The 25,424-nt window shown below is 72.7% G+C and carries 23 protein-coding genes; 2 read left to right on the top strand and 21 right to left on the bottom strand.

Going from position 1 to position 25,424, the window contains the following annotated elements; translation table 11 throughout:
* Positions 1 to 96 precede the first annotated feature (96 nt).
* The gene (gene rpsB, locus AB0F40_RS19280) at positions 97 to 1,188 is read right to left on the bottom strand and encodes a 30S ribosomal protein S2 (protein ID WP_357471096.1); all 1,092 of its coding nucleotides are present in this window, start codon (positions 1,186 to 1,188) and stop codon (positions 97 to 99) included.
* Positions 1,189 to 1,587: 399 nt separating this feature from the next.
* Here rpsB and AB0F40_RS19275 point away from each other — a divergent pair, with 399 nt between their 5' ends.
* Complete coding sequence (locus AB0F40_RS19275; RefSeq protein ID WP_357471093.1) at positions 1,588 to 1,716, top strand: hypothetical protein; 129 nt, start codon at positions 1,588 to 1,590, stop codon at positions 1,714 to 1,716.
* Positions 1,713 to 2,363, top strand: coding sequence for a M23 family metallopeptidase (locus tag AB0F40_RS19270; RefSeq protein ID WP_357471091.1), 651 nt, complete (start codon positions 1,713 to 1,715; stop codon positions 2,361 to 2,363). The genes AB0F40_RS19275 and AB0F40_RS19270 overlap by 4 nt, the downstream gene beginning before the upstream one ends.
* A gap of 207 nt (positions 2,364 to 2,570) precedes the next feature.
* On the opposite strand, the gene AB0F40_RS19265 is transcribed toward AB0F40_RS19270, so the two are convergent.
* The 20 genes from AB0F40_RS19265 to smc all read right to left on the bottom strand — a co-directional run bounded on the left by AB0F40_RS19265 (position 2,571) and on the right by smc (position 25,254).
* Entirely contained in the window at positions 2,571 to 3,524 is a 954-nt protein-coding gene (locus AB0F40_RS19265) for a tyrosine recombinase XerC (RefSeq protein WP_357471088.1), read from the bottom strand.
* A gap of 164 nt (positions 3,525 to 3,688) precedes the next feature.
* Positions 3,689 to 5,020, bottom strand: a complete 1,332-nt coding sequence (gene dprA, locus AB0F40_RS19260; protein ID WP_357471086.1) for a DNA-processing protein DprA — start codon at positions 5,018 to 5,020, stop codon at positions 3,689 to 3,691.
* Positions 5,013 to 6,560, bottom strand: a complete 1,548-nt coding sequence (locus AB0F40_RS19255) for a YifB family Mg chelatase-like AAA ATPase (RefSeq protein ID WP_357471083.1) — start codon at positions 6,558 to 6,560, stop codon at positions 5,013 to 5,015. Before AB0F40_RS19255 ends, dprA begins: the two co-directional genes overlap by 8 nt.
* Positions 6,560 to 6,991, bottom strand: coding sequence for a YraN family protein (locus AB0F40_RS19250; protein WP_357471081.1), 432 nt, complete (start codon positions 6,989 to 6,991; stop codon positions 6,560 to 6,562). Before AB0F40_RS19250 ends, AB0F40_RS19255 begins: the two co-directional genes overlap by 1 nt.
* A 166-nt stretch (positions 6,992 to 7,157) precedes the next feature.
* A complete protein-coding gene (locus AB0F40_RS19245; RefSeq protein ID WP_253869462.1) occupies positions 7,158 to 7,457 on the bottom strand; it encodes a DUF2469 domain-containing protein in 300 nt (99 codons plus the stop codon).
* A gap of 7 nt (positions 7,458 to 7,464) precedes the next feature.
* On the bottom strand, positions 7,465 to 8,157 hold the full coding sequence (locus AB0F40_RS19240) for a ribonuclease HII (protein ID WP_357471077.1): 693 nt from the start codon (positions 8,155 to 8,157) through the stop codon (positions 7,465 to 7,467).
* The gene (lepB, locus tag AB0F40_RS19235; protein WP_357471074.1) at positions 8,158 to 8,976 is read right to left on the bottom strand and encodes a signal peptidase I; all 819 of its coding nucleotides are present in this window, start codon (positions 8,974 to 8,976) and stop codon (positions 8,158 to 8,160) included. It lies immediately after the preceding gene.
* Positions 8,977 to 9,140: 164 nt separating this feature from the next.
* A complete protein-coding gene (rplS, locus tag AB0F40_RS19230; protein ID WP_357471071.1) occupies positions 9,141 to 9,488 on the bottom strand; it encodes a 50S ribosomal protein L19 in 348 nt (115 codons plus the stop codon).
* A 240-nt stretch (positions 9,489 to 9,728) separates the two neighbouring features.
* Positions 9,729 to 10,520 (bottom strand): tRNA (guanosine(37)-N1)-methyltransferase TrmD, encoded by a 792-nt coding sequence (gene trmD / locus AB0F40_RS19225; RefSeq protein WP_357471139.1) that lies wholly within the window; start codon positions 10,518 to 10,520, stop codon positions 9,729 to 9,731.
* 1 nt (position 10,521) lies between these two features.
* Complete coding sequence (rimM, locus tag AB0F40_RS19220; RefSeq protein ID WP_357471068.1) at positions 10,522 to 11,151, bottom strand: ribosome maturation factor RimM; 630 nt, start codon at positions 11,149 to 11,151, stop codon at positions 10,522 to 10,524.
* A gap of 168 nt (positions 11,152 to 11,319) precedes the next feature.
* Positions 11,320 to 11,559 (bottom strand): RNA-binding protein, encoded by a 240-nt coding sequence (locus AB0F40_RS19215; protein WP_116674482.1) that lies wholly within the window; start codon positions 11,557 to 11,559, stop codon positions 11,320 to 11,322.
* Positions 11,559 to 11,984 carry a 30S ribosomal protein S16 gene (rpsP, locus tag AB0F40_RS19210; protein ID WP_357471065.1) on the bottom strand — a complete coding sequence of 142 codons (426 nt, stop codon included), beginning with the start codon at positions 11,982 to 11,984 and terminating at the stop codon, positions 11,559 to 11,561. The genes AB0F40_RS19215 and rpsP overlap by 1 nt, the downstream gene beginning before the upstream one ends.
* A 256-nt stretch (positions 11,985 to 12,240) precedes the next feature.
* The gene (locus tag AB0F40_RS19205) at positions 12,241 to 13,362 is read right to left on the bottom strand and encodes an amidohydrolase family protein (protein WP_357471062.1); all 1,122 of its coding nucleotides are present in this window, start codon (positions 13,360 to 13,362) and stop codon (positions 12,241 to 12,243) included.
* A gap of 142 nt (positions 13,363 to 13,504) precedes the next feature.
* Positions 13,505 to 15,142, bottom strand: coding sequence for a signal recognition particle protein (gene ffh / locus AB0F40_RS19200; RefSeq protein WP_357471059.1), 1,638 nt, complete (start codon positions 15,140 to 15,142; stop codon positions 13,505 to 13,507).
* 95 nt (positions 15,143 to 15,237) lie between these two features.
* Positions 15,238 to 17,046 carry an HD domain-containing protein gene (locus AB0F40_RS19195; RefSeq protein WP_357471056.1) on the bottom strand — a complete coding sequence of 603 codons (1,809 nt, stop codon included), beginning with the start codon at positions 17,044 to 17,046 and terminating at the stop codon, positions 15,238 to 15,240.
* A 19-nt stretch (positions 17,047 to 17,065) separates the two neighbouring features.
* Positions 17,066 to 17,404 carry a P-II family nitrogen regulator gene (locus AB0F40_RS19190; protein ID WP_253869471.1) on the bottom strand — a complete coding sequence of 113 codons (339 nt, stop codon included), beginning with the start codon at positions 17,402 to 17,404 and terminating at the stop codon, positions 17,066 to 17,068.
* Between the two features lie 43 nt (positions 17,405 to 17,447).
* Positions 17,448 to 18,710, bottom strand: coding sequence for an ammonium transporter (locus AB0F40_RS19185; protein ID WP_357471053.1), 1,263 nt, complete (start codon positions 18,708 to 18,710; stop codon positions 17,448 to 17,450).
* Between the two features lie 280 nt (positions 18,711 to 18,990).
* Entirely contained in the window at positions 18,991 to 20,184 is a 1,194-nt protein-coding gene (ftsY, locus tag AB0F40_RS19180; protein WP_357471051.1) for a signal recognition particle-docking protein FtsY, read from the bottom strand.
* 313 nt (positions 20,185 to 20,497) lie between these two features.
* Positions 20,498 to 21,028, bottom strand: a complete 531-nt coding sequence (locus AB0F40_RS19175) for a hypothetical protein (RefSeq protein WP_357471048.1) — start codon at positions 21,026 to 21,028, stop codon at positions 20,498 to 20,500.
* 395 nt (positions 21,029 to 21,423) lie between these two features.
* Complete coding sequence (gene smc, locus AB0F40_RS19170; protein ID WP_357471045.1) at positions 21,424 to 25,254, bottom strand: chromosome segregation protein SMC; 3,831 nt, start codon at positions 25,252 to 25,254, stop codon at positions 21,424 to 21,426.
* Between the last annotated feature and the right edge of the window lie 170 nt (positions 25,255 to 25,424).

Raw genomic sequence — 25,424 nt, 5'->3', positions numbered from 1 at the left:
CCTCCGTGCAGTCGTGTTGTTCGTGGGAGGTCTAGCGACCCGAGGAGCGGTGCGCTGACCCGGCCCGGACGAATCGGGCCAGGTCAGCGCAGCACGTCACTTCTCGGTCTCGACAGCCTCAGCGGGCTCCGGGGCGACCTCAGCGGGCTCCGGGGCGACCTCAGCGGTCTCCTGGGCGACGTCGGCGGTCTCCGGAGCGACCTCGGCGACAGCCTCGGTGGCCTCGGGGGCGGCGGCCGGAGCGTCCTCGACGGGCGCGGTGACCTCGGGGGCCGCGGCCGGAGCGGCCTCGACTGCCTCAGCGGCTTCGACGACCTCGGCGGGAGCAGCCGGGGTGGCGGCCTCAGCGGCCTCGGCGGACGCCGCGGCAACGGTGCCCTCGTCGGTCGCGGCCGGGGTCTCGACGGTGCCCTCGGTGCCGGCCAGGAGCTCGCGCTCCCACTCGGCCAGCGGCTCGGCGGCGGCCTCGGCCTCGGCACCGGTCTTGCTGCCACCCGAGTGGCGCTGCATGAGGCCCTCGGCGGCGGCGTCCGCGATCACGCGGGTGAGCAGCGTGACGGAGCGGATCGCGTCGTCGTTGCCCGGGATCGCGTAGTCGACCATGTCGGGGTCGCAGTTGGTGTCGAGGATCGCGACGACGGGGATGCCCAGCTTGCGGGCCTCGTCCACCGCGAGGTGCTCCTTGTTCGTGTCGACGATCCACACGGCCGAGGGAACCTTGGCCATGTCACGGATACCGCCGAGCGTGCGCGCGAGCTTGTCCTTCTCGCGACGCAGGACCAGGAGCTCCTTCTTCGTGAGGCCCGAGGCCGCCACGTCGTCGAAGTCGATCTCCTCGAGCTCCTTCATCCGCTGAAGGCGCTTGTGCACGGTGGTGAAGTTCGTGAGCATGCCACCGAGCCAGCGGTGGTTCACGTAGGGCATCCCGACGCGGGCGGCCTGCTCGGCCACGGGCTCCTGGGCCTGCTTCTTGGTGCCGACGAAGAGGATCGAGCCACCGTGGGCGACCGTCTCCTTGACGAAGTCGTAGGCGCTGTCGATGAAGTGCAGCGACTGCTGCAGGTCGACGATGTAGATGCCGTTGCGCTCCGTGAAGATGAAGCGCTTCATCTTCGGGTTCCAACGGCGGGTCTGGTGTCCGAAGTGGACACCGCTCTCGAGGAGCTGGCGCATGGACACGACGGCCATGACACGTCCTTTCGGTGCGGACCGAGATCGACTCGGGTCCTCCGCACACATTTCAGGCGGACCAGGGCTGACAGCCCGGGCCGCGGTTGGGTTGAATCGGCACCATGGATACTTCGGTGCCCCTGGCGCCACGCCGTGCCCGACGCCGACCCTGACGGGCCGGACCGCTGCCGGACGCGACTTGCTGTGACGCGCGTTGTCGATCGGGTGCGCTCCCTGCTGGGCAGACTGTCAGCGAAAGCTGCCGATCCGCCCGACGGGAGTTCATGCCGGTCGCGGGTGGAAGTCTACCCGACCAGCCCTTGCAACGAGGACCTTGCCGCCGCACCGCGAATGTGACGTCGTGCGCTGCCGTCGACGGACCTGTCCGGGCGGGGTCCGGGAAGTCATCGGGGCCTCGTGGCGACCCTCGTCACGGCGGTGGCGGGCGGCGAGCGCGACCACAGGGGGCACGTGCGCCACGCTGTGCACAGGCGGCCGTCCGACACCGTCCAGGGCGTGCCGCGCCGGGTGATGCTCACGGCATGACGCGTCTCTCCGCCCTCGCTCCCCACCGGGCCATCGGCCGGTTCCCGACAACCGTGCTGACCGTGCTGCTCACCATCGCGCTCCTCGCCCTCATCGCGACGGCGCCCGCCGCCGCGCTGCGCTCGGGGCCGGACATCGCCCTCCGGGTGGGCGCGGGCGCGGGCGTCGGCGCGGGCGTCGGCGCGGGCGTCGGCGCTGGCGGGCCCACCGGGTACGTACCGCCCGTCGCGGGAGTGGACCCGCCGTCCGGCGTGGAGCGCGGGTTCGACCCACCAGCGGAGAGGTGGGGAGCCGGTCACCGCGGCGTCGACCTGACCGCCCCGCACGGTTCGAGCGTCCTTTCCCCCGGCCCCGGGGTGGTGACGTTCGCCGGGCAGGTGGCGCGGCGCGGGGTCATGGTCGTCACCCACCCGGACGGGCTGCGCAGCAGCCTTGAGCCGGTCACCGCCTCGGTCGCGGTAGGGACCGCGGTCATGGCCGGCGAGCGGATCGGCGCAGTGGAGGACGGAGACGCGGGAGGCGGCCCGACGTCGAGCCACTGCGCACCCCGGTCCTGCCTGCACTGGGGTGTGCGGCGGGGCGAGCGCTACATCGATCCGTTGTCCTTGCTGTACCGCCCGCCGATCGTGCTCCTCCCGGACCCCTGACGCCGAGCGACCAGCATCGTCGGCGGACCGGGCGGCGGCTCCCCCGCGGCCCGCGGCTGTTCCTTTCGAGGTCAACGTTGATTCGCTTTGGACGGTCTCAAAGCGAATCAACCTTGACCTCGAAGGGGAGGCGGGGCGAGGCGGCCGCCGCAAAGACGCTCAGCTTGCGGCTCGGCGGCCGTAGCCCGTCCCGTGGGCCGGTCCCCCTCAGGCGCGGGGGAACGCCTGGGCGTAGACGCTGCGCAACCGCTCGGCATCCACATGGGTGTAGCGCTGCGTGGTCGCGAGGTTCGCGTGGCCCAGCACCTCTTGCACGGCGCGCAGGTCCGAGCCGCCCTGCAGCAGGTGGGTGGCGGCGGAGTGCCGGAGCGCGTGCGGCGCGACGTCGTCGACGCCGGCCTTGGCTGCGAGCCGGTGCACCGCCTCGCGCACCTGGCGCTGGCCCCAGCGCCCGCCGCGCTCCCCCACCAGCAGGGCGTCGCCGGTCGCGGCCGTCGCCAGCGCGGGCCGGCCGTCGGTGAGCCAGGCTTCTACCGCGCGCGCCGCAGGGATGCCGAACGGCACCACCCGCTCCTTGCCCCCCTTGCCGAGCACGCGCACGAGCCGGTCCCGGGAGTCCACGTGCCCGACGTCGACGGACACCAGCTCGCCCACGCGGATCCCCGCGCCGTACAGGAGCTCGGCGGCGACCCACGAGCGCAGGGCGACCGGGCGGGCTGCCTCGTCGGCGTCGTCCGCTGCGGCCCGTGCGCCGTCGAGCAGACGGCTGGCCGCGTCCACGTCGAGCACCGTTGGCAGGGTGCGCGGCACCTTGGGGCTCGCCAGGCGGGCGGAGGGGTCCACCGGAACAAGCTCCGAGCGGTGCGCCCAGCGCAGGAACGCGCGGGCCGAGGCGCCTCGGCGGGCGAGCGTGGAGCGGGCGAGCCCTCGGTCGGACTGGGACGCGAGCCATCCGCGGAGCAGGGCGAGGTCGATGGCATCGAGCCGCGTGGTGCCGTGCCGCATCGCGTACCGGAGCAGATCGGTCACGTCCGCCACGTAGGCACGCCGCGTGTGGGCGGAATGCCCACGCTGCGCGTCGAGGTACCGGGCGAACCGCGACACGGCATCGGACAGCTGCTCGGGCAGCCGCGGCAAGCCGGACAGGTCGGTAAGGTCCACGTTTGCCAGTGTGCAGCGCACATGCCGCGCGACGAAGAAGGCGCGCCGCCGCTCTCGCCCGCGTCTGCGCCCCCGCCCTCGGGCCGGTCCCCGCTCACCGCCACCGCCCGCCCTCCGGCCCCTCCCAGCTCATCACCTCCCCAACCCATCCGGCCCCGCCCCGCTCACCGCCTGCGCCAGCCGCCGTCCTTCTGCTCGGCCAGCCCCATGAGCTCCAGCAGCCCGAGCGCACCCGTCGTATCGCCGAGCGCCAGCCCGGCCGTACGGGCGATCGAGCGCTCGTGCGCTGCCTTGCGCACCGGCAGCGCGTCCAGGACCGCCTTGCCCGCGGCGTCGAGATCGTCGCCGGGCCGTGTCTCGCCACGGCGCTCGGGGGCGCTCTCGCCCAGGTCCCCGACCAGCTCGGCGGCCTCCGCCGCGTCCGTCACGCAGACGGCGGCGCCGCGCCGCAGCAGCTCGTGGCAGCCGGCGGAGGCCATGGACGTGACCGGCCCCGGGACCACACCCAGCGGCCGGAGCAGCTTCACCGCGTGGTTGGCCGTGGACAGCGCGCCGGACCGGACCGACGCCTCGACCACCACGGTGCCCGACGTGAGCGCCGCGATCAGCCGGTTGCGCTTGAGGAAGCGCTGCTTGCCCGGCACCGACCCCGGCGGGACCTCGCTCACCACCGCGCCCTGCTCGATCGCCCGCCGCAGCAGGTCGGTGTTGCTCGCGGGGTAGAGCCGGTCGACGCCGCCCGCCAGGAAGGCCACGGTCCGAGCCCCGGAGACCAGGGCGCCCCGGTGGGCCTCCGCGTCGATACCGCTGGCACCGCCGGAGACCACGGTGAACCCGCGGTCGGCCAGGCCGCACGCCAGGGCCCGCGTCACGCGGATGCCGTAGTCGGTGCAGGCACGGGAGCCGACCAGCGACACCGAGCGCTCACCGAGCCGCGCCAGGTCGGGGTCGCCACGTACCCAGAGGGCCAGCGGCGCACCGACACCCAGACCGGCGAAACCGGCCGGCCAGCGGGGGTCGTCCGGCGCGAGGAAGGTGCCCCCGTACCGGCCGAGCACCGTGAGCTCGCCCGCGGGATCGAGCCGCTCGAGCCGGGGCGCCCAGCGCCGGACGGCAGCCACCACCAGGCCGGCCGCCCGCGCCCCGGAGGTCGGCGCCCCGGCGGCCGGACCCTCAGCAGCCGGACCCTCGACGGCCGGTCCGAGCAGGTGCCCGGGGGCGTCGGCCCGGCCGGGGGCCGCACCCGCACCGGGTCCTGGCGCAGCACCCAGCGTTCCGTCCCCGAGCCGCCGGAGCGCTGCGCCGGCCCGGTCCGGGGCCCGGGCGGCGTCGACCAGCCAGTCGAGCGCGCCGGCCGGCCCGAGGTTGCCCACCAGGGCTCCGGCCACCGGATCGCCCGGCTCGGCGATCCTGCTCCACGCGGCCCGTGCCAGCACGGGGTCGCCGGTGTCGAACCGAAGTCCGGTGCGGGGCAGCTCGAAGAGCGCTTCACCCATGGTCGCCTCCCGTACGCAGCAGCAGCGCGTTCCCGACGTCGGACACCGAGGGCGCGCCGCGCCCCGCGAGGTCGGCGATGGTCCAGGCCATCCGCAGCACCCGGTCGACGCCGCGCAGGCTGAGCCGGCCGTCGGTCATCGCTCGCTCGATGGGACCGAGCAGGCCCGGGTGCGGCCTGAGCAGGTCGCGGAGGAACCGGCCTGGCATCTCGGCATTGGTCGACCAGGGTGTCTCGGCCAGCCGCGCCCGTGCGGCCTCCCGCGCCTCGAGCACCCGGGCGGCCACCGACGACGTCGTCTCCGACGTACCCTCCAGCCGCTCGACCCGGTCGACGGGCTGCACCTCGACCTGCACGTCCACCCGGTCCAGCAGCGGACCGGACAGCCGGGCGAAGTACCGGCGTCGCACCGTGGGTGAGCAGCTGCACTCCAGTCCCTTGCCCACCGCCAGCCCGCACGGGCAGGGGTTCGCCGCCAGCACCAGCTGGAACCGGGCCGGGTAGCGCGCCGCGCCGCCCGACCGGTGGATCACGAGCTCGCCCTGTTCCAGCGGCTGGCGCAGGGTCTCCAGCACCTTGCTACCGAATTCGGGAGCTTCGTCCAGAAAGAGAACTCCGCGATGCGCCCGGGACACCGCCCCGGGACGCGGGATGCCGGAGCCACCACCCACCACCGCAGCCTGTGTGGCCGTGTGGTGCGGATCCTCGAACGGGGGCCGACGGATCAGGCCTCCGCCCGGGTCGAACGTGCCCGCCACGGAGTGCACGGCGGTGACCTCGACGGCCTCCCTGTCCGTGAGGTCCGGCAGGATCCCCGGAAGGCGCGACGCCAGCATCGTCTTGCCTGCTCCCGGCGGCCCGACGAGCAGCAGGTGGTGCCCCCCGGCGGCCGCCACCTCGAGGGCAGCGCGCGGACGCTCCTGCCCCATGACGTCGGCCAGGTCGCCGGGCAGCCGGGCGGACAGCGCAGAACGGGTCGGCAGCACGGTCACCACGTCCCGCACCAGCTCGGGCGGCCCGCCGTGCAGCGCGACCACCTCGGCCAGGCTGGCCGCACCCACGACCCGAGCCCCCGGCACCAGCCGAGCCTCGTCGAGGTCCCCTGCCGCGACCACGACGTCCGGATATCCCGCGTCCACGGCAGCCGCCACGGCGGGCAGCACCCCGCGCACCGGCTGGAGACGCCCGTCGAGCCCGAGCTCGCCGAGGTGGACCACTCGGTCAAGCCCTGTCCGGCGCAGCCCGGCCGACGACGGCCCTTCGGCGCCCGCCAGGACCGCCACGGCGATCGCCAGGTCGTACGCGCTGCCCTGCTTGCGCAGCGAGGCGGGCGACAGGTTGACCGTGATCTTCTTGACGGGCCACGACAACCCCGTGCTGGTCACCGCCGCGCGCACCCGGTCTCGTGACTCGCTCAGGGCGGTGTCCGGCAGACCCACCAGCGTGAATCCAGGGACCGACGCCGCGAGGTGCGCCTGCACCTCCACCACGTGCCCCTGCATGCCGACGAGCGAGACGGCCCGCGTGGTCGCCGTCCCCATCAGGCCACCGACTCGAGGTGCTCGACGACGGGGCGCCCCTTGGCCTGCAGGGTCACCGCCACCACGTCGATCCGGACGGCACCGAACCGGGTGCGCACGTCGGGCAGCACCGGCACCGCGCTGCCCGAACCCGCCTCCTCCAGCAGCCGCGCCGCCGCGAGCTGCTCCCGGAACCCGGTGAGCCACTGCCCCGTCAGCCGTTTGATGCGGGCGAGCTTGCGGGGCGTCACCGCCTCAGCGGGATGCCCGAACCCGTGGCCCGACCGGGTCTTGACCTCGATCACCACGAGCACGTCGTCGTCGAGCGCGACGATGTCGAGCTCCCCGTCCTTGCCGCGCCAGTTGGTGTCGAGCACCTGCCAGCCGCGTGCCTCGACGTGCCGCAGCGCCACGCGCTCGCCGTACCGGCCCACGCCGTCTTTCTTCGCCATCGCGTCCACCTCCGTGACCAGCCTTGGTCACGGCAGCGCCGACCGACGGCGCCGGCGGCTCACCTGTGCACAGATCGACGATCCACAGGCCCGAGGTCGTGGTCGAACCGTTGGCATCCCGTCACGAGGGTCCGTACCGGCCCGCGACGAGTTTCAGCCGGCGGCTTCAGAGGGACAGCTCCGCCTTCGCGAGCTCCTCGACGTTCACGTCCTTGAACGTCACGACACGCACCGACTTCACGAAGCGCGCGGAGCGATAGACGTCCCACACCCAGGCATCGCCGAGCCGCAGCTCGAAGTACACCTCTCCCGCGGCGGACCGCACCTGGAGGTCCACCTGGTTGGCCAGGTAGAACCGGCGTTCGGTCTCCACCACATAGGCGAACAGGCCCACCACATCGCGGTACTCGCGATAGAGCGCGAGCTCCATCTCCGTCTCGTAGTTCTCGAGGTCTTCGGCGCTCACGACGACATCATCCCACCGACGCAGCGGTTCCGGGCAGGTTCCAGGATCTCCGGTGCTGCGGCGTCGGACCGTGCAGCCCGAGGGCGTCCATGTGGGCCCTGGCGCTGTAGCCCTTGTTCTGGTCCCACGCGTACTCCGGGTGCCGCTGCGCCAGCTCGACCAGGATCGCGTCGCGCTCCACCTTGGCCAGCACGCTGGCGGCCGCCACCGAGGTACAGGTCATGTCGGCCTTGATCAGTGTCCGTACCGCGGGCTCGGGGACTCCGTCGTCGAGGGCGTCCGCCGCCGCGAACAGGTCGAGCGACGGGGTGGTGAGCCAGTCGTGCTTACCGTCCAGCACGACGACGTCGACGTCGCCGCACAGCAGCCGCACCTGCGCGAGCGCGCGACGGCCGGCCTTCCGGAGCGCCGCGATGATGCCGATCTCGTCGATCTCGGCCGGTCCGGCGTGCCCGACGCCCCAGGCCACCGCCCAGCTCCGCACGGCAGGCGCGATGGCCTCGCGCGCGGCCGGCGTCAGGAGCTTCGAGTCGGCGACGCCCTTCGGCCCGGTACGCGTGGCGGCGTCGACCACCACCACACCAACGCTGACCGGACCCGCGAGGGCCCCACGCCCCACCTCGTCCATGCCCGCGACGAGGCGGGCACCCGAGGCCAGGAGCGCGCGCTCCTGCCGCAGCGTGGGCACCGTGCGGACCACCTACTTCTCCGCGGGAGGCGCGTCCGGGACGCCGTCGAAGACGTCGCTCGGATGGTTGTGCCAGTTCAGCCGGTCCAGCGGCCAGACGGTGGCGAACGCCGTGCCGACGACGTTGTCGATGGGCACGAACCCACCGCCCGGCTTGCCCCGGTTGTAGCGCGAGTCCTGCGAGTCCTGGCGGTTGTCGCCCATGACCCACAGCATGTCCGCCGGCACCGTGACCTCGAACGGGTCCTGGCTCGGGACAGAACCGGGCTTGATGTACGTCTCGTCGATGGGCGTGCCGTTCACCGACACCCGTCCCTCGGCGTCGCAGCACACGACCTCGTCGCCGGGCAGCCCGATCAGGCGCTTGATGAGGTGGTCGCCGGTGTCCTGCGGCAGCAGACCGACAGTGGTCAGGAAGGAGGTCGCCGCGTTGCCGAGCGGCCCACGGTCCGGCGTCGGGTACGGCGGCAGCCAGCCGCCCGGGTCCACGAAGACGACGATGTCCCCGTGCTTCAGGTCGAACGGGCCGGGCGTGAGCCGCGAAGCCATCACCCGGTCGCCCTCGGTCAGCGTGTCCTCCATGGAGGCGCTGGGGATGTAGAACGGCTGCACCAGCAGGGTCTTGATGAGCCACGACAGGATCAGCGCGCTGACCACGATGATCCCGATCTCCTTGAGCATCGCGACGAAGCTCGACTGCTGCTTCCGCGGCTCACGACCGTGCGCGGCCCCACCCCGGCGATGCGCCCCGTTGTTCTCCCACGGATCTGCTGCGCTCAAGGGCGTCCCATCGATAGGGGTGGGCGGCGCCACCCGGTCGAAACTCGTCACGAGGGTAACTCTGTCACCTCGAAGCGTCCGCGGCGAAATGGTCGCGCGGGCGCACCCGCGCCCGGCGGATCTCCCTGCTGACCCGGGCAGTTACGACGTCGGCCGCCATCCCCGAAGTGAGGGTGGCGGCCGGCGTCCGTTACGGGCTGCAGCGCTCAGGCGCGTCAGCTCTCGCGCTTCTCGCGAATCTTCGCCTTCTTGCCGCGCAGCTCACGCAGGTAGTAGAGCTTCGCACGGCGGACGACGCCGCGGGCGACGACCTCGATGGACTCGATCGACGGCGCGTGCAGCGGGAACTTGCGCTCCACGCCCACACCGAAGCTGACCTTGCGGACGGCGAACGTCTCGCCGATCCCGCCGCCGTGGCGGGAGATCACGACGCCCTGGAACGCCTGGACACGGGAGCGGGTGCCCTCGACGACCTTGACGTTGACCTTGACCGTGTCGCCGGCGCGGAACTCCGGGATGTCGGATCGCAGCGAGGCTGCGTCGATCATGTCGAGCTTCTGCATTGTTCTCTCCGGGCCTGCCACAGGTCAGGCGCGAATATCGTGGGCCATGGCTCGGCCTACTGGCCGGCACGGTCCCGGAAGGGTGATGACGGAAGATGCGGCTTGACCCGGTCAGGGGCGGTTGCCCGCCCCGGCCGTCCCCTGTGGCAGAGACCTGACCGGCGACGCACCAACGGGTAATTCTGCCACACGAATGTGCAGACCGGCGCTTCGAGCAGGTGTGACGTCAGGTGCGCAGCCTCAGGCCCGCGCCAGCCTTCCGCCGTCGTGCGGGTCCGGCACCCAGCCGAGCTCCGCGAGGAGCGCCAGGTCATGCTTGTCCAGGGCCGCGACGGAGAGCCCCGCGATCATGTCCGGACGCAGCCGCGCCGTCCGCTCCAGCGCGCGGTCCCTGCGCCAGCGCTCGATCTTCGCGTGGTGCCCTGACAGGAGCACCTCCGGGATCTCGAGGTCCGCCCACGACGGCGGCTTCGTGTACACCGGGTACTCCAGCAGGCCCGCCGCCCCGTGCGACTCCTCAACCAGCGAGTCCGGGTTGCCGACCATCCCGGGGATCAGCCGCGCCACGGCCTCGATCATGACCAGCGAGGCGACCTCTCCCCCGTTGAGCACGTAGTCACCGATCGACAGCTCGTGCACGGTGACGCCGGCGTCCCGGTAGTGCTGGGCCACCCGCGCGTCGATGCCCTCGTACCGCCCGCACGCGAACACGAGCTGCTCGGCCGACGCCAGGCTCTCGGCGTGCCGCTGGGTGAACACCTCGCCCGACGGCGTCGGGACGATCAGGTGGGCGCCCGCCGCGCCGCCGTCCAGCACCTCGTCGATCGCAAGGCCCCATACGTCGGGGCGCATGACCATGCCTGCTCCCCCGCCGAACGGGGTGTCGTCGACGGTACGGTGCCGGTCGGTCGTCCAGTCGCGCAGGTCGTGCACGCGCAGGTCCAGCAGACCGCGCTGCCGCGCCTTGCCAACCAGGGACAGGTCGAGCGCCGCCAGATAGTCCGGGAAGATCGAGATGACGTCGACCCGCATGTCAGTCGTCTTCCCGGTCGACGGCGTCGACGTCGCCAGCACGGTCGACGGCGTCGACGTCACCAGCACGGTCGACCGCGTCGACATCATCAGCACGGTCGACGATCGCGGCATCGGCGTCGCGCGCCAGCAGCCCGCCGGGCGGGGTCAGCACCACGCGACCGCCCTCGATGTCGACCACCGGCACGATGGCCAGGACGAACGGGACCAGCGTGCGGGCCGTCCCGCCGTCGGGCAGGGCCTCCTCGACCAGCAGCGCCTCGTGGGCGGGCATGTACTCGAGGGAGACGACCGTGCCCACCACCGTGCCGTCGGCGAGCTCGACCCGCAGCCCCGCGAGCTCGTGCGGGTACCAGGCGTCCTCCTCATCGGAGACGTCCGCCTCGACGACGAGCTCGGTCCCGCGCAGGTTCTCGGCAGCGGTCCGGCCGCTGATCTCGGCGAACGTGACCAGCCACCGGCCCTGGTGCTCGCGTGAGTGCGTCACGGTCAGCGGGCCGACGTCGGCCGGCACGGTCTCGAGCCGCTCGCCGACCGCGAGCCTGGTCTCCGGGTCATCCGTACGCAGGTCGAGGGCGACCTCGCCCTTGAGCCCGTGCGCCTTGCTGACGCGAGCCACGGTCAGCTGCATGTGTCTCCTCGAAGAATGAAAGATTGGGGTCTCGACAGGCTCGACCACCGGGACGGGCTCGACCGCGGGGACGAGCTCGGCCACCGGCTGGGGACGAGCAAGGCCCGGTCCGCGTTCGGACCGGGCCTCGTCGACGCGCAGGGCGGGCAGCCCTGCAGCGCACTGCTCTCAGCGCCGGTCGACGTCCACGACGTCGACCCGCACCGGACCCTCAGCGGCAAGCGCACCGATCACGGTGCGCAGCGCGCGCGCCGTGCGACCGCCCCGGCCGATGACCCGGCCGAGATCGTCGGGGTGCACGCGGACCTCGAGCAGGTCACCACGGCGCAGCGTCTTCGCGGAGACGCGAACGTCTTCCGGGTTGTCCACGATGCCGCGCACCAGGTGCTCGAGGGCCTCCGAGAGCATCAGGCCTCGTCGCCCTCGGCCGGCTCAGCCGGAGCCTCGGCCTTGGCAGCAGCAGCCTTCTCGGCAGCCTTGGCCTTGGCCTTCTCGGCATCGGCGTTGACGGCCTCGATCGCGGCGGCGGCATCGACCTTCTCGCCCTTGACCCGCAGGGTGCCCTCGGCACCCGGGAGGCCCTTGAACTTCTGCCAGTCACCGGTCACCTTGAGCAGCGCGGCGACCTGCTCGGTCGGCTGTGCGCCGACGCCGAGCCAGTACTGTGCGCGCTCCGACTTGATCTCGATGAGCGACGGCTCCTCGGTCGGGTGGTACTTGCCGATCTCCTCGATCACGCGACCGTCGCGCTTGGTGCGCGAGTCGGCGATGACGACACGGTAGTACGGGGCCCGGATCTTGCCGAGGCGCTTGAGACGAATCTTGACAGCCACGAAGTGGTCGCTCCTGGTTCTGATGGGATGGTCCGAGCACCGCTACGTGGGGTTGGAGCAGTGGGCGGGACCGAGACACGGCCTGACCAGATGAGAGGGGTCCGGGCACGCCGAGTACCTGCATAGTGTGCCAGACGGCGGGGGTGCCCACCAACCGCGTGTGCGTCACACCCGCACGATGATCGAGCCGGTCGAGATCCGGCGGCGGTCTCGACAGGCTCGACCAACGGAGAGACCGGCTCGACCAACGGAGTTGTCAGCGGGCCGTCGGGTAGACCGTGCCGCGCAGCACCACCGCCGTGGGGTGGCGCAGCACCTCGATGTCCTCGCGCGGGTCCGCCGGGTACACCACGAGGTCGGCGCTGGACCCCTCGACGACAGCCCCGAAGCCCAGGTAGTCGCGGGCCCGCCAGGACGCCATCGCCACGACCTCCGCCGCCGGGAGGCCCGCGGCGACGAGCTCGGCACACTCGTCGGCGATCCGGCCGTGCGAGATGGTCCCGCCGGCGTCCGTGCCGACCAGGAGCTGGACGCCCGCCGCGTGCAGGTCCCGCACCTGCTGGTACCGGTTCGCGTACATGGCGCGCATCCGTTCCGCGTACACGGGGTACTTGCCGTCGGCCTGCGCCGCGATGCTCTCGAACTGCCCGACCTGCAGCAGGGTGGGGGTGACGGCGACCCCGCGCTCCGCCGCCACTGCCATGTGCTCGGCCGTCATGCCCGTGCCGTGCTCGATGCAGTCGACGCCGGCGGCCAGCAGCCCGTCGATGGTCTCGGTCGCGAACGCGTGCACCGTGACCCGCGCCGCCTCGGCGTGCGCCACCGCGACCGCCTCTGCGAGCAGGTCGTCGGGCCACAGCGGGCGCAGGTCGCCGTCGGCCCCCAGCGTGCGGTCGATCCAGTCGCCCACGAGCTTGACCCAGCCGTCGCCACGGCGGGCCTGCGTACGGACGGCCTCCGGGAGCAGCTCCGGGGAATCGAGCTCGAGCCCGTAGTTGCGCAGGTACCGCTTGGGTCGGGCCAGATGCGTCCCGGACCGCAGCAGGTGCGGCAGGTCGGGGCGGTCGTGCACCCACGCGGTGTCGAGCGGCGAGCCGGCGTCCCGGATCAGCAGCACCCCGGCGTCGCGGTCGGCCACCGCCTGCTTCTCGGCCTCGTCCACGGGCACGGCACCGTCGGCGGCGAGCCCGATATGGCAGTGCACGTCGACCAGGCCCGGCACGGCCCAGCCCTCCAGCACCTGCATGTTCGTGCCCTGCGCCGACGGGCGGGTCAGGCTGACTCGGCCCCCGCGGACCCAGATCTCCTCGGCCTCGCGGTCGTCACCCAGCAGGATGCGTCCGCGGATCGCCGCGGTCGGACCTTCCAGCGCAGACATCCGGCTCCTTCGTTCTCCCCGATTCACACTGTGGACACGCCCTGCCCCCGCACGACCAGCGGCCGTCCGCACCCGCGGGGACCGCGACAACCACCCGCCGGAACCACCGGCCACCATCACCGGCCGCCGTCACCGGCCGCCGTCACCGACCCAAGAACTTCTCCAGGCCCGGCGGCAGCTCGATGTTGCTCGCGTCGGGGGCCTCGTCCTTCTTGGCGGCGAGGCCGAAGGACGAGCCCGCAGGTGCCGACGGCGTGCTGGCGGCACCACCGCCGAGCGCACGCTGCATGGCCTCCTTCTCCTGCTGGGCGCGCTTGGCCGGGTTCCCGGACTTGCCCTTCTTGCCCTTCTTCGGCGGTGCCGTCTTGCCACGGGACTTCTTGCCCATACCCATGCCGGGGCCACCGGGCATCGCGGGCATCCCGCCGGGCCCCATGCCACCGCCCTTGGACATCTGCCGCATCATCTTCTGGGCGTTGTCGAACCGCTCCAGGAGCTGGTTGATGGCAGTCGTCGTGGTACCGGAGCCCTTGGCGATCCTGGCGCGGCGCGAGCCGTTGATGATCTTCGGGTTGTCCCGCTCGGCCGGCGTCATCGAGTGGATGACCGCCTCGATGCGACCCACCTCACGCTCGTCGAACTGGTCCAGCTGGTCGCGCATCTGGGCCATGCCCGGCAGCATGCCGAGCATCTTCTTCATCGAGCCCATGTTCTTCAGCTGCTGCATCTGCACCAGGAAGTCCGCGAGCGTGAAGTCCTCACCGCTGGCGACCTTGGCCGCCATCTTCTCGGCCTCGCCGGCGTCGAACGCCTTCTCGGCCTGCTCGATCAGGGTGAGGACGTCGCCCATGTCGAGGATGCGGCTCGCCATGCGGTCGGGGTGGAAGACCTCGAAGTCGGTCAGCTTCTCGCCCGTGGACGCGAACATGATCGGCCGGCCGGTCACCTTGGCGACCGAGAGCGCGGCGCCACCGCGGGCATCGCCGTCCAGCTTCGAGAGCACGACGCCGGTGAAGTCGACGCCGTCGGCGAAGGCCTTCGCGGTGTTCACCGCGTCCTGGCCGATCATCGCGTCGATGACGAACAGGACCTCGTCCGGGTTCACCGCCGCCCGGATGTCCGAGGCCTGCTGCATCAGCACCTCGTCGATGCCGAGGCGGCCGGCGGTGTCCACGATCACGACGTCGTGCTGACGTTCCTTGGCGTAGGCCACGCCGTCCCTGGCCACGCCGACGGGGTCACCGATCAGCGGTGCGTCGGCCGCGGGGTCGTCCGCCTCTGACGTGTTGCCAGGGTGCGGCGCGAAGACCGGGACGCCGGCGCGCTCCGCGACCACGGAGAGCTGGGTTACCGCGTTGGGGCGCTGCAGGTCGGCGGCGACCAGCACCGGGGTGTGGCCCTGGCCCTTGAGCGCGTGCGCGAGCTTGCCCGCCAGGGTGGTCTTACCTGCACCCTGCAGACCCGCGAGCATGATGACGGTGGGCGGCGTCTTGGCCAGCGTGAGCGGGCGTGTCGCCCCGCCGAGGATGTCGACGAGCTCCTCGTTGACGATCTTGACGACCTGCTGGGCCGGGTTCAGCGCACCGGACACCTCGGACGACAGCGCGCGCTCGCGCACCGCACCGGTGAACTCGCGCACCACCGGGACCGCGACGTCGGCGTCGAGGAGGGCGCGGCGGATCTCCCGCACGGTCGCGTCGATGTCCGCCTCGGAGAGACGGCCCCGCGTGCGCAGGTTCTTGAACGTCGAGGTAAGCCGGTCGGACAGGGAATTGAACACGGGCACAGCCTAATCGACGGCGTGCACCACACGCGGACCGGTCCGCGCGGGCCGCCGTCCACCGCCGGACCGAACCGATCCCGAGACACGCCCAGTCATCCGGGCAGCTGCGCGAGCGCTCGCTCCGTCAGCCCGTTCACGAGCTGCGCGCGCCAGTCCGTCCACGCCTTCGGCCCGAGGGACGTGGTGTCCGCCTCTGTCAGCGCCCGCAGCACCTGGAGCAGGTCGCTCCGGTGGTCCACCGCCTCCAGCAGCTCCGCGACGGTGGCCGGGTCGTCGGGGTCGGCCCCGACAGCCAGGTCCGCCAGGGTGAGGTGGTGTCGCACGAGGCGCGTGACGTCGTCGACCAGCGGGCGTGCGAAGCCCGCGCGGCCCAGGATGCGCGGCACCCGGAGCGCACCCTCCACCGAGTGGTCGGGCGCGTCGCGGACCTTGCCGATGTCGTGCAGCAGCGCGGACAGCAGCAGCAGGTCGCCGGCGGCCGCGCGCCCCGATCCCGGCACGGGACCGGGCAGCCCGCGACGCAGCCGAGCGGCCTCGGCCGCCGTCTCCACGAGGTGCCGGTCCACGGTGTGCCGGTGGATCGCCGCACGCTGCGGCCGGTTGCGGATGTCTCCCCACTCCGGGATCCAGGTGGTGACGACTCCCGCGAGGTCGAGCACCTCCCACACCGGAACCTGCGCCTGCCCCGCCGCGAGCAGGGACAGCAGGCTCTTGCGCGCGGGCGGCGGCCACGGCTCTGGCAGGGGCGGGCACTGCTCGAGGCTCCCGATCGTCACGGGCGACAGCACGAGCCCGGTCCGGGCCGCCGTCGCGGCGGCCCGCAGGGGCAGGAGCGGGTCCGTCGCCGGACGCGCCCCGACGGCGAGCACCAGCTCGCCGTCGTGCTCCACCAGGCCGTCACCAACGACCCGCAGCCGCGGCGGCGTACGGCGACCGCGCACCATCAGCGGCTTGCCGACGCCGACCGGGCGGGTCAGGGCCTGCCGGGCCCGCCGGATCGTCAGGTCGAGCGCGTACGAGATGCTCCGGCCCGACTCCGCGAGGCCGGCCAGGAGGTCGTCGCCGTCGTCGTAGCCCGTGTGCTCGGCGACCTCCTCGAGGTCGGCCAGCAGCAGGCGGCTGGTGCGGCGCCGGGTGACCACCTGCAGGGCGTCGCGGACGTCGAGCAGGTGGGTGGCCGCCGCGTCCACCGCACCGTGCGGACGGTCCGTGAGCCACGTCGCGGCCAGCGCGGACAGCAGGACGGCGTCCCGGATGCCGCCGCGCGCCTCCTTGAGGTCCGGCTCGATGAGGTAGGCGAGCTCGCCCGCCCGCTGCGCGCGCTCCCGCGTGGAGGTGATGAGCTCGGGCAGCCGGCGTCGGGCGGCGGAGCGCCAGTCCTTCAGCACGACCGAGGCCGCCCGGTGCACGACGGCGGCGTCGCCGGCGACTGCGCGCACGCTGAGCCAGCCGATCACCGCGGGCAGGTCGCTGGCCGCCACCTGGCGGCACTGGCTGAGGGACCGCACCGCGTGGTCGAGGTCCACGCCGGAGTCCCACAGCGGGTACCAGAGGCGCTCGGCCACGCGTCGCAGGTCCTCGGCGCCGTGCGAGCGGCCGTCGTGCACGAGCACGAGGTCCAGGTCGCTCAGGGGCCCGAGCTCGTCACGGCCGAGGCTCCCGACCGCCGCCAGGGCGATGCCCGTCGGCACCACGTCCCTCGTCGCGTCCGCGAACAGCGCACCGAGGCGGTCCGTGACCCGCTGCCCGACGGCGGACCGCCGGGCCTGGCCTGATCGGCCCGGTCCGGTGAGGTCGGCCGCGATGGTGAGGAGCTGCTCGCGCAGACCCCGCACCCCGTCAGCGGGGCGCGGAGCCTGGGCCTGCTCCCAGGCGTCCTCGGACACCGGGTCACGTGTCATGCGTCGTCGGCCGCTCCCGTCAGAGGGCGGCGTCGCCGTGCTCGCCGGTGCGTACGCGGGCCACGTCGTCGACCGACACGACCCAGACCTTGCCGTCGCCGATCTTGCCGGTCTGCGCGGCGCCGACCATCGCGTCGGTGACCGCCGTGACGTCGGCGTCGGCCACCAGGACCTCCACCCGGACCTTCGGCACGAGGTCGACGGTGTACTCGGCACCGCGGTAGACCTCCGTGTGCCCCTTCTGCCGGCCGTAGCCGCTGGCCTCGCTCACCGTCATCCCCCGGACACCGGCACTCTCCAACGCCGTCTTGACGTCGTCGAGCCGATGGGGCTGGACGATCCCCGTGACGAGCTTCATGCGCGTACCTCCCTAGCGGTCGGGCGCTGGACCGTGAACACGGTCAGCGCGCCTCGGTGATGGTGGAACCGGAGTTCTCGTAGGCCGTCTCCCCGTGGACCGCGAGGTCGATGCCGCTGACCTCCGCCTCCTCGGAGACACGCCAGCCGAACGGCCTGATCGCGAGGGCCAGGACCAGCGTGACGACGGCAGAGAAGAGGACGGCGATCACGGCGATGATCACCTGGACGGCGAGCTGGCTGGCGCCGCCACCGTAGAACAGACCGCTCTCCGTGGCGAAGAAGCCGATGGAGACAGTGCCCCAGAGGCCCGCGACGAGGTGCACGCCGACGACGTCGAGCGAGTCGTCGAACCCGAACCGGTACTTGAGGCTGACCGCGAAGGCGCACAGGGCGCCCGCGATCGCGCCGACGACGACGGAGCCGACCGGGCTCAGCGCACCGGCGGCGGGCGTGATGGCGACGAGGCCCGCGACCACGCCGGACGCGGCACCGAGCGAGGTGGCGGAGCCGTCACGCAGCTTCTCGACGACCAGCCAGCCGAGGATGGCGGCACAGGTGGCTGCGGTGGTGTTGACCCAGGCGAGGCCGGCGAACCCGTCGGCGGTGAAGGCCGAACCGCCGTTGAACCCGAACCAGCCGAACCACAGGAGCGCGGCGCCCAGCATGACGAGCGGCAGGTTGTGAGGGCGCATGGGCTCCGACCCGAAGCCCTTCCGCTTGCCGATGACCAGGGCGAGCACGAGAGCGGCAGCACCCGCGTTGATGTGGACGACCGTGCCGCCGGCGAAGTCGATCGGCGTCGCGATGCTCGCGAACGGGCCGTCGGGCGAGAGCAGGCCGCCGCCCCAGACCATGTGCGCCATGGGGAAGTACGCGAGCGTTACCCACAGCCCGACGAACACCAGCCACGAGCCGAACTTCACGCGGTCCGCGATCGCCCCGGAGATCAGGGCGACGGTGATGATGGCGAACGTCGCCTGGAAACCGACTCCGACGATGCCGGGCACGCCGAAGTCGTCGATGATGAACTCACCGGCGTCGTCGTAGATCGCACCGGAGAGACCGAACTGGTCGAACGGGTTGCCGAAGATGCCCGCGACGTCGGCCCCGTACGACATCGACCAGCCCCACAGCACGTAGATGACACCGGTCACGGCAATGGCCCCGAACGACATCATCATCATGTTGAGCACGGACTTGCCCCGGACCATCCCGCCGTAGAACAGGGCAAGGCCGGGAGTCATCAGGAGCACGAGGGACGCTGACATCAGCATCCACGCTGTGGCTCCGGTGTCCAGTTCCATATGACGATCCTCTCTTGGCCAGCTCGGAGTGCTGGGCTCGCAACACAGTCGCGAAGGACCGTTTCACCGGACACACCTTGGAGTTACGGGCGCGTGAAGCAGGCCGGAGGAGGGTAAACGTCTCGTTTCACACCCGGGGTGGCAGGCGCACGCTCTACCTGTGTCGGCTGAGCCTGCGACTCCGCTCCGGCTCACGCTCTACCTGTGTCGGCTGAGCCTGCGACTCCGCTCCGGGCGCGTGCCTCGTACCTCGGCCCACACCCTGCGCTGCGTCTCCGGCTCACCCGAGGATGCCGTCCACGAACTCGTCGACGTCGAACGGCGCCAAATCGTCCGGGCCCTCGCCGAGGCCGATGAGCTTGACCGGGACGCCGAGCTCTCGCTGCACCTGCACGACGATCCCACCCTTGGCGGTCCCGTCCAGCTTGGTCAGCACGATGCCCGTGACGCCGGCGACCTCCGCGAAGACGCGGGCCTGCGAGAGGCCGTTCTGTCCGGTGGTCGCGTCCAGCACGAGCAGGACCTCGCTCGGAGCGGCGACCTTGCTGGAGACCCGCACGATCTTGCCGAGCTCGTCCATGAGGCCCGCCTTGTTCTGCAGGCGCCCCGCGGTGTCGACCAGCACGACGTCGATCTTCTCGTCGCGCCCTCGCGCGACCGCCTCGAACGCGACCGACGCCGGGTCGGCGCCCTCCCGGTCGGAGCGCACCGTCGGCACCCCCACCCGGTTGCCCCACGTGGTGAGCTGGTCGGCGGCGGCCGCGCGGAACGTGTCTGCGGCGCCGAGCACGACGCTGCGGCCGTCCGCCACCAGCACGCGGGCCAGCTTGCCGACCGTCGTCGTCTTGCCCGTACCGTTCACGCCCACCACGAGCGTCACGGCCGGCAGGTGCGTGCCGTCCTCCGCGGTGGTCGGCTCGGTCCGCAGCGTGCGGTCGAGCGCGGGGTCGAGGAGCGCGACGAGCTCGGAGCGCAGCAGGTCGCGCACCGCGGCGGGCTCCCGCACGCCCAGGACGCGAACCTTGGTCCGCAGCGCCTCCAGCAGCTCGGTGGTGGGGCCGGCGCCCACGTCCGCGAGGAGCAGCTCCTCCTCGATCTCGTCCCAGTCGTCCTCGGTGAGCGAGTCGCGGGACAGGACGGAAAGCAGCCGGGCGCCGAGCGGCGAGCCGGAGCGTGCGAGGCGGTCACGGAGGCGTACCAGGCGGCCGGCTGTGGGCGCCGGGGTCTCGACGACGGGTCGGGCGGGCTTCGTCGGGGTCTCGACCGGCTCGACGGTGGCGTCCGGCTCGACCGTCGTGCCGGGTACCGCCGCCGCTTCCGGGTCCGCCGTCCGCTCGCGCTCGACGGTCGCGGTGCCGCCAGCCTGGTCCTGGCTGCGCCTCCGGCGCTTGGTGGCGACCCAGCCGGCGATACCGCCTCCCCCCGTGATGACGATGAGGGCGGCGATGATCTCGATCCAGGGAAGCTCGTTCACGCCCCAGATTCTTTCATCCCGCGGACAACGGTGCGGGCACCCCGGTCCGGCGTCGCGCCGGCTCGGTCAGGCCACCCATCCGGAATGTCCATAGAGGCTGGTCCTGGCGGTGCCGAGCCGCAAGTTACCGGTCGACGATGGCGCCGAGCCGCAAGGAACACGTGCATCGGACCCCGTTTGGACTCGTAACCTTCGGCTGCCGACGATCCAGACGCGGAGGTTGCGGTTCGGCGCGCCCCGGCGGGGTCCAACGACGCAGAGGTTGCGGTTCGGCGCACGAACCGCACTCTGAGTACGGCCGAAGACAGCAGACTTAGCTCGCGGCCTGGGCCGGCCCCTCGCCGACGGCGGGTTCCGGCGTCACGTTCTGCACGTTCTGCGCCGGACGCACGGCCCTGAGCTGCCCGGGAACGAGGTTGGCGGGCTTGAGCGGCACCGGACCGAGCGGCACGTGCAGGGTCTTCTGCGCCTGGTCCCGCGCGCGGTTGAGCACGTCGGTCAGCTCTTCGGCGTCGACATAGCCCGGCTTGGACTCGATGGTCGCCGCGAAGAACTCGGACATGCCCATGTCGACGGGCGAGATGTCCGGCTTGACCACCGGCGGCTTGCCGACCCAGACGGACGGGGCACCCACCGCGTGCGTCGCGACGGCGGAGGCCCCGAGGCGACGGCCGTCCTTGCGCCGCTTGGCGTCACCGCGAAGATGTGCGATGCCGGACCGGAACCACTGGAGGAACGAGACCTGCTCGGTCTTGTTCGAAGGCGCGTCCATCTGGCTGGCGACGACGAAGACACCGACCGCCAGGACCAAGCACACAACGAGCAGAATGACCGACCACCACATGGGTCTATTGTGTCGCGTCTTGTCCGGTCCTGCCGTGCAGAGCGCCGCGACACGCCGCGCAACACGCCCGCGGAGGGCGGGAGAATTCCCTCACACCTGAAAATTTCCGGCTGCGGGGGGCAAAAATTCACCCTCCGGCTCAGGCTCTACCTGTTTCGCCCGAGCCTGCGGTTCCGCTCCGGGCGCGTGCCTCGTTCCGCTGCGCTGCACCTCCGGCTCAGGCTCTACCTGTTTCGCCCGAGCCTGCGGTTCCGCTCCGGGCGCGTGCCTCGTTCCTCGGCCCACACCCTGCGCTGCACCTCCGACTCAGGCTCTACCTGTTTCGCCTGAGCCTGCGGTTCCGCTCCGGGCGCGTGCCTCGTTCCTCGGCCCACACCCTGCGCTGCACCTCCGACTCAGGCGATGACCGTCTCCCGGTCGCCCATCCGCTGGCTGATCAGCGTCGTGACGCCGTCGCCCCGCATCGTCACGCCGTAGAGGGCGTCCGCGACCTCCATCGTGCGCTTCTGGTGCGTGATCACGATGAGCTGGCTGTCCTTCTGCAGCTCCTTGAAGATCTCGATGAGCCGGCCGAGGTTGACGTCGTCGAGCGCCGCCTCGACCTCGTCCATGATGTAGAACGGGCTGGGCCGGGCCTTGAAGATCGCCACGAGGAACGCCACCGCGGCGAGCGAGCGCTCGCCGCCCGAGAGCAGCGACAGCCGCTTGACCTTCTTGCCGGCGGGCCGCGCCTCGACCTCGATGCCGGTGGTGAGCAGGTTCTCCGGTTCGGTGAGCGTCAGCTTGCCCTCGCCGCCGGGGAACAGCCGCGGGAAGATCTCCAGGAACTTTGCGGCGGTGTCCTGGAACGCCTCGGCGAACACCTGCTGCACGCGCTCGTCGATGTCGTCGACGATCTGCAGCAGGTCCTCGCGCGACTTCTTCAGGTCGGCGAGCTGGTCCACCAGGAACTGGTGCCGCTCCTCCAGGGCCGCGAACTCCTCCAGGGCCAGGGGGTTCACTGCGCCGATCCGGGAGAGCGCGCGCTCGGCCTTCGCCAGCCGGGCCTCCTGCTCCTCGCGGACGTACGGGACCATCCGGTCCGGCTTCGGCTCGCCGGGAGCCGCCTCCTCACCCTCGACGGGCTCGCCGTCGACAGGGGTTTCCTCCGGCTCCGCCCCGGCGGCCGCGACGACGACGGCGGTGGCCGCGGGGTCGTCCGGCCGCAGGCCCGCCTCGTGCAGGGCCCGCGTCCGCGCGATGAGGGCGTCCTCACGCGCCGCCGCGCCGCGGGGCAGGTTGGGGTCGCCCTCGTACCGGATCGGGTTGCCCTCGTCGTCCCGCTCCACGACGGCGCGCCGTCGCCGTCCGCGGACCGCCGCGTCGCCCTCGTAGACCGGGACCTCCTGGTGCGGGCCGAACTCCTCCATGAGGACGTCCGGGTCCATGCCCAGCTCCTCGGACGCGCGCGTCTGGAGCTGCTCCAGACGCAGCATCTGCTGTGCTCGAGCGACCTCGTCCCGGTGCGCGACGTCGGTGAGCTCGCGCAGCTCGCCCGTCAGCGACTCCACGCTCCCCCGCACCGCGACCAGCTGCTCAGAGCCCGCCGCGCGTGCCTCCTCCGCCGCCGCCTTGTCGGCCACCGCCCGGTCCAGCGACCGCGCGATCGCCTCGAGCGCCACCGCTACCGCCTGCTGCACCAGCGTCGCGCGGGCCGCGTCACGACGCCGCAGCTCCTCGCGCTCGGCGGCGCGGGCGCGGGCCGCGCGTTCCTGCTCGGCCGCCGCGGCCAGCGACTGCGCCCGGCCCGACACCGCGCGCGCCCGCTCCTCGGCGGTGCGCAGGGCCAGCCGGGCCTCGGTCTCCCGCGCTCGGGCCGCGGTGGCAGCGGCGGCCGCAGTGTCCCGCTCGGCCTGCACCGCGTCGATCGAGCCCTCACCGTCGGAGGGCTCCTCCTCGGCGATCGTCAGACGCTCGACGAGCGCCTCGAGCTCGATCTCGTCCTCTTCGCGACGCGCCTGCGCCTGGTCCAGCGCGGCGCGGTGCCGGTCGGCCTCCGCCTGGGCGGCGCGTGCGGCCGCACCGAGCGAACCGAGCTGCTCGGCGGCCGCGGCGCGCGCCGCGTCCGCCTCCCCCAGCCGGGCGAGCGTCTCGTCGTACCGCTCCTGCGCCGCCGTACGCTCGACGCGCGCGCGCTCCAGGTGCGCCGAACCGTCGGTCTCCCGGGCCGCCGCGTCGTCGCGGTCGGCCTTGGCCTGGTCCAGCGCCGACTGCAGGTGCAGCACGCTCGGCGCGGCGGCCGAGCCGCCCCAGGCGCGTGCGGTACCCAGCAGGTCACCGGCCCGGGTCACCGCGACCACCGGCTGGTCACGCACGAGGGCACGAGCCCGCGCCAGGTCGTCCACCACGACGACGTCCCGCAGGATCGTCAGCAGCGCGGCCGACGCCGGGCCCGCCACCTGCACCACCTCGGTGGCCCACCGGGCTCCCGCGGGGAGCTCGACGGCCGGACGGTCGGCGTCGTGGGCAGCCGTCCGGTCCGAGCCGACGACCAGGCTGGCACGACCGGCGTCCTCGTCCCGGAGCAGCCGCAGCGCATCAACGGCCTCGTCGACGCCGGCGACGGCGACGGCGTCCGCCACCGGGCCGAGCGCGGCGGCCACCGCGTCCTCGAAACCGGCCTCGATGCCCAGGAGCGCGGCCACCGAACCAAGGACCCCGGCCTGGTTGGCGGCCAGGAGCGTGCCGGCACCGTCCTTGCGGTCCAGGCTCAGCTCCAGTGCCTCGACCTTGGCGGCCGCGGCGCTGCGGTCCCGCTGTGCCGTCGTCACCTGCTCCTGGAGGTGCCGCACCTCGGCCTTCGCCAGCTCGAGCACCTCGGAGGCCGCCTCGTGCGCGACGTCGAGCCCTTCCTCGCCGTCCTCGCCCCCGCCGACCTCGGACTCGAGCGCCCCGAGCTCGCGCGAGGTACCCGCCACCCGCTCCTCCGCCTCCAGGAGGGCGTCGCGCAACCGGTCCAGCTCCGACTGCGCGGCCTCGACCCGGCTGCGCCGCGCGGCGACCTGGCCGGACAGGCGGGCGAGGCCTTCGCGGCGGTCGGCGGCGGCCCGCAGCAGGCCCGCGTGGGTCCGCTCGGCCTCCTGCGCGGCGGTCTCGGCCTCGGCCCGCGCGTCGACGGCGGTCTCGACGACCTCGTGGGCCACCTCGACCTCGGTGACCAGCTCCTCCTCGCTCGCCCGGGCACGGGCCGCCTGCGCCTCCAGGTCGTCCGGATCCTGCCCCTGATGGGCGGGTTCGGCGGTGCCCAGCAGCCGGGCGCGCTCACCGGCCAGGGACTGGAGGCTGCGCAGGCGCTCCCGCGTCTGGGACAGCGCGAAGACCGTGTCGCCGGCCTGGCTGACCTGCTGCGACTCGGCCGACATCGCCGCCTCGAGCCGGGCCAGCCTGCCGCGCGCCTCCGCCAGGGCCGCCTCGGTCTCGGCCTGGCGCTCCTTGAGGGACCGTTCGTCCGCGCGCTCCTGCTCGAGCTGTGCGGTGAGCTGCGCGAGGTCGTCGGCGAGCAGGCGCGACTTCGCGTCGCGCAGGTCCCGCTGCACCGTCTGGGCCTTGCGCGCCGCCTCGGCCTGCCGGCCGAGCGGGCCGAGCTGGCGGCGCAGCTCAGCGGTCAGGTCGCCCAGGCGCGCGAGGTTGCCCTGCATCGCGTCGAGCTTGCGGAGCGCCTTCTCCTTGCGCTTGCGGTGCTTGAGGACACCCGCGGCCTCCTCGATGAAGCCGCGTCGCTCCTCCGGCGTCGCGCGCAGCACGGCGTCGAGCTGGCCCTGCCCCACCACGACGTGCATCTCGCGGCCGATGCCCGAGTCGCTCAGGAGCTCCTGGATGTCCAGCAGGCGGCAGCTGTTGCCGTTGATCGCGTACTCGGAACCGCCGCTGCGGAACAGCGTGCGGGAGATCGTGACCTCTGTGTAGTCGATCGGCAGCGCGCCGTCGGTGTTGTCGATGGTCAGGGCCACCTCTGCGCGGCCGAGCGGCGCGCGGCCGGACGTGCCGGCGAAGATGACGTCGTCCATCTTGCCGCCGCGCAGCGACTTGGCGCCCTGCTCGCCCATGACCCAGGAGAGCGCGTCGACCACGTTGGACTTGCCGGAGCCGTTGGGGCCCACCACGCAGGTGATGCCCGGCTCCAGCTCGAGGGTGGTCGCCGACGCGAAGGACTTGAATCCCCGGAGCGTGAGCGTCTTGAGGTGCACGGTCCTGACCCTAACGTTGAACACGACATGAACGCGGGACGTCCGACGGCGCCTACCCAGCGATTCGGCCCAGAACCTCCCCGGGTTCTGGGCCGAATCGCTGGGTACCCCGAGGGCACAGACGTATCCGACACCAAGTTGGGTATGGAAATGCTTGGCTTCACGGCTGA

This window comes from Promicromonospora sp. NPDC023987, assembly GCF_040639055.1.
In the GTDB taxonomy this organism is placed as follows: Bacteria; Actinomycetota; Actinomycetes; order Actinomycetales; family Cellulomonadaceae; genus Promicromonospora.
This window is presented reverse-complemented; position numbering and strand designations above follow the sequence as displayed.

What these genes read in the sequence shown, in the direction of transcription:
- rpsB (WP_357471096.1), bottom strand. Translation starts at nt 1,188, where the DNA reads ATGGCCGTCGTGTCCATGCGCCAGCTCCTCGAGAGCGGTGTCCACTTC.
- AB0F40_RS19270 (WP_357471091.1), top strand. Translation starts at nt 1,713, where the DNA reads ATGACGCGTCTCTCCGCCCTCGCTCCCCACCGGGCCATCGGCCGGTTC.
- dprA (WP_357471086.1), bottom strand. Translation starts at nt 5,020, where the DNA reads ATGGGTGAAGCGCTCTTCGAGCTGCCCCGCACCGGACTTCGGTTCGAC.
- AB0F40_RS19255 (WP_357471083.1), bottom strand. Translation starts at nt 6,560, where the DNA reads ATGGGGACGGCGACCACGCGGGCCGTCTCGCTCGTCGGCATGCAGGGG.
- AB0F40_RS19250 (WP_357471081.1), bottom strand. Translation starts at nt 6,991, where the DNA reads ATGGCGAAGAAAGACGGCGTGGGCCGGTACGGCGAGCGCGTGGCGCTG.
- rplS (WP_357471071.1), bottom strand. Translation starts at nt 9,488, where the DNA reads ATGCAGAAGCTCGACATGATCGACGCAGCCTCGCTGCGATCCGACATC.
- trmD (WP_357471139.1), bottom strand. Translation starts at nt 10,520, where the DNA reads ATGCGGGTCGACGTCATCTCGATCTTCCCGGACTATCTGGCGGCGCTC.
- rimM (WP_357471068.1), bottom strand. Translation starts at nt 11,151, where the DNA reads ATGCAGCTGACCGTGGCTCGCGTCAGCAAGGCGCACGGGCTCAAGGGC.
- AB0F40_RS19215 (WP_116674482.1), bottom strand. Translation starts at nt 11,559, where the DNA reads ATGCTCTCGGAGGCCCTCGAGCACCTGGTGCGCGGCATCGTGGACAAC.
- AB0F40_RS19205 (WP_357471062.1), bottom strand. Translation starts at nt 13,362, where the DNA reads ATGTCTGCGCTGGAAGGTCCGACCGCGGCGATCCGCGGACGCATCCTG.
- AB0F40_RS19195 (WP_357471056.1), bottom strand. Translation starts at nt 17,046, where the DNA reads ATGACACGTGACCCGGTGTCCGAGGACGCCTGGGAGCAGGCCCAGGCT.
- AB0F40_RS19190 (WP_253869471.1), bottom strand. Translation starts at nt 17,404, where the DNA reads ATGAAGCTCGTCACGGGGATCGTCCAGCCCCATCGGCTCGACGACGTC.
- AB0F40_RS19185 (WP_357471053.1), bottom strand. Translation starts at nt 18,710, where the DNA reads ATGGAACTGGACACCGGAGCCACAGCGTGGATGCTGATGTCAGCGTCC.
- AB0F40_RS19175 (WP_357471048.1), bottom strand. Translation starts at nt 21,028, where the DNA reads ATGTGGTGGTCGGTCATTCTGCTCGTTGTGTGCTTGGTCCTGGCGGTC.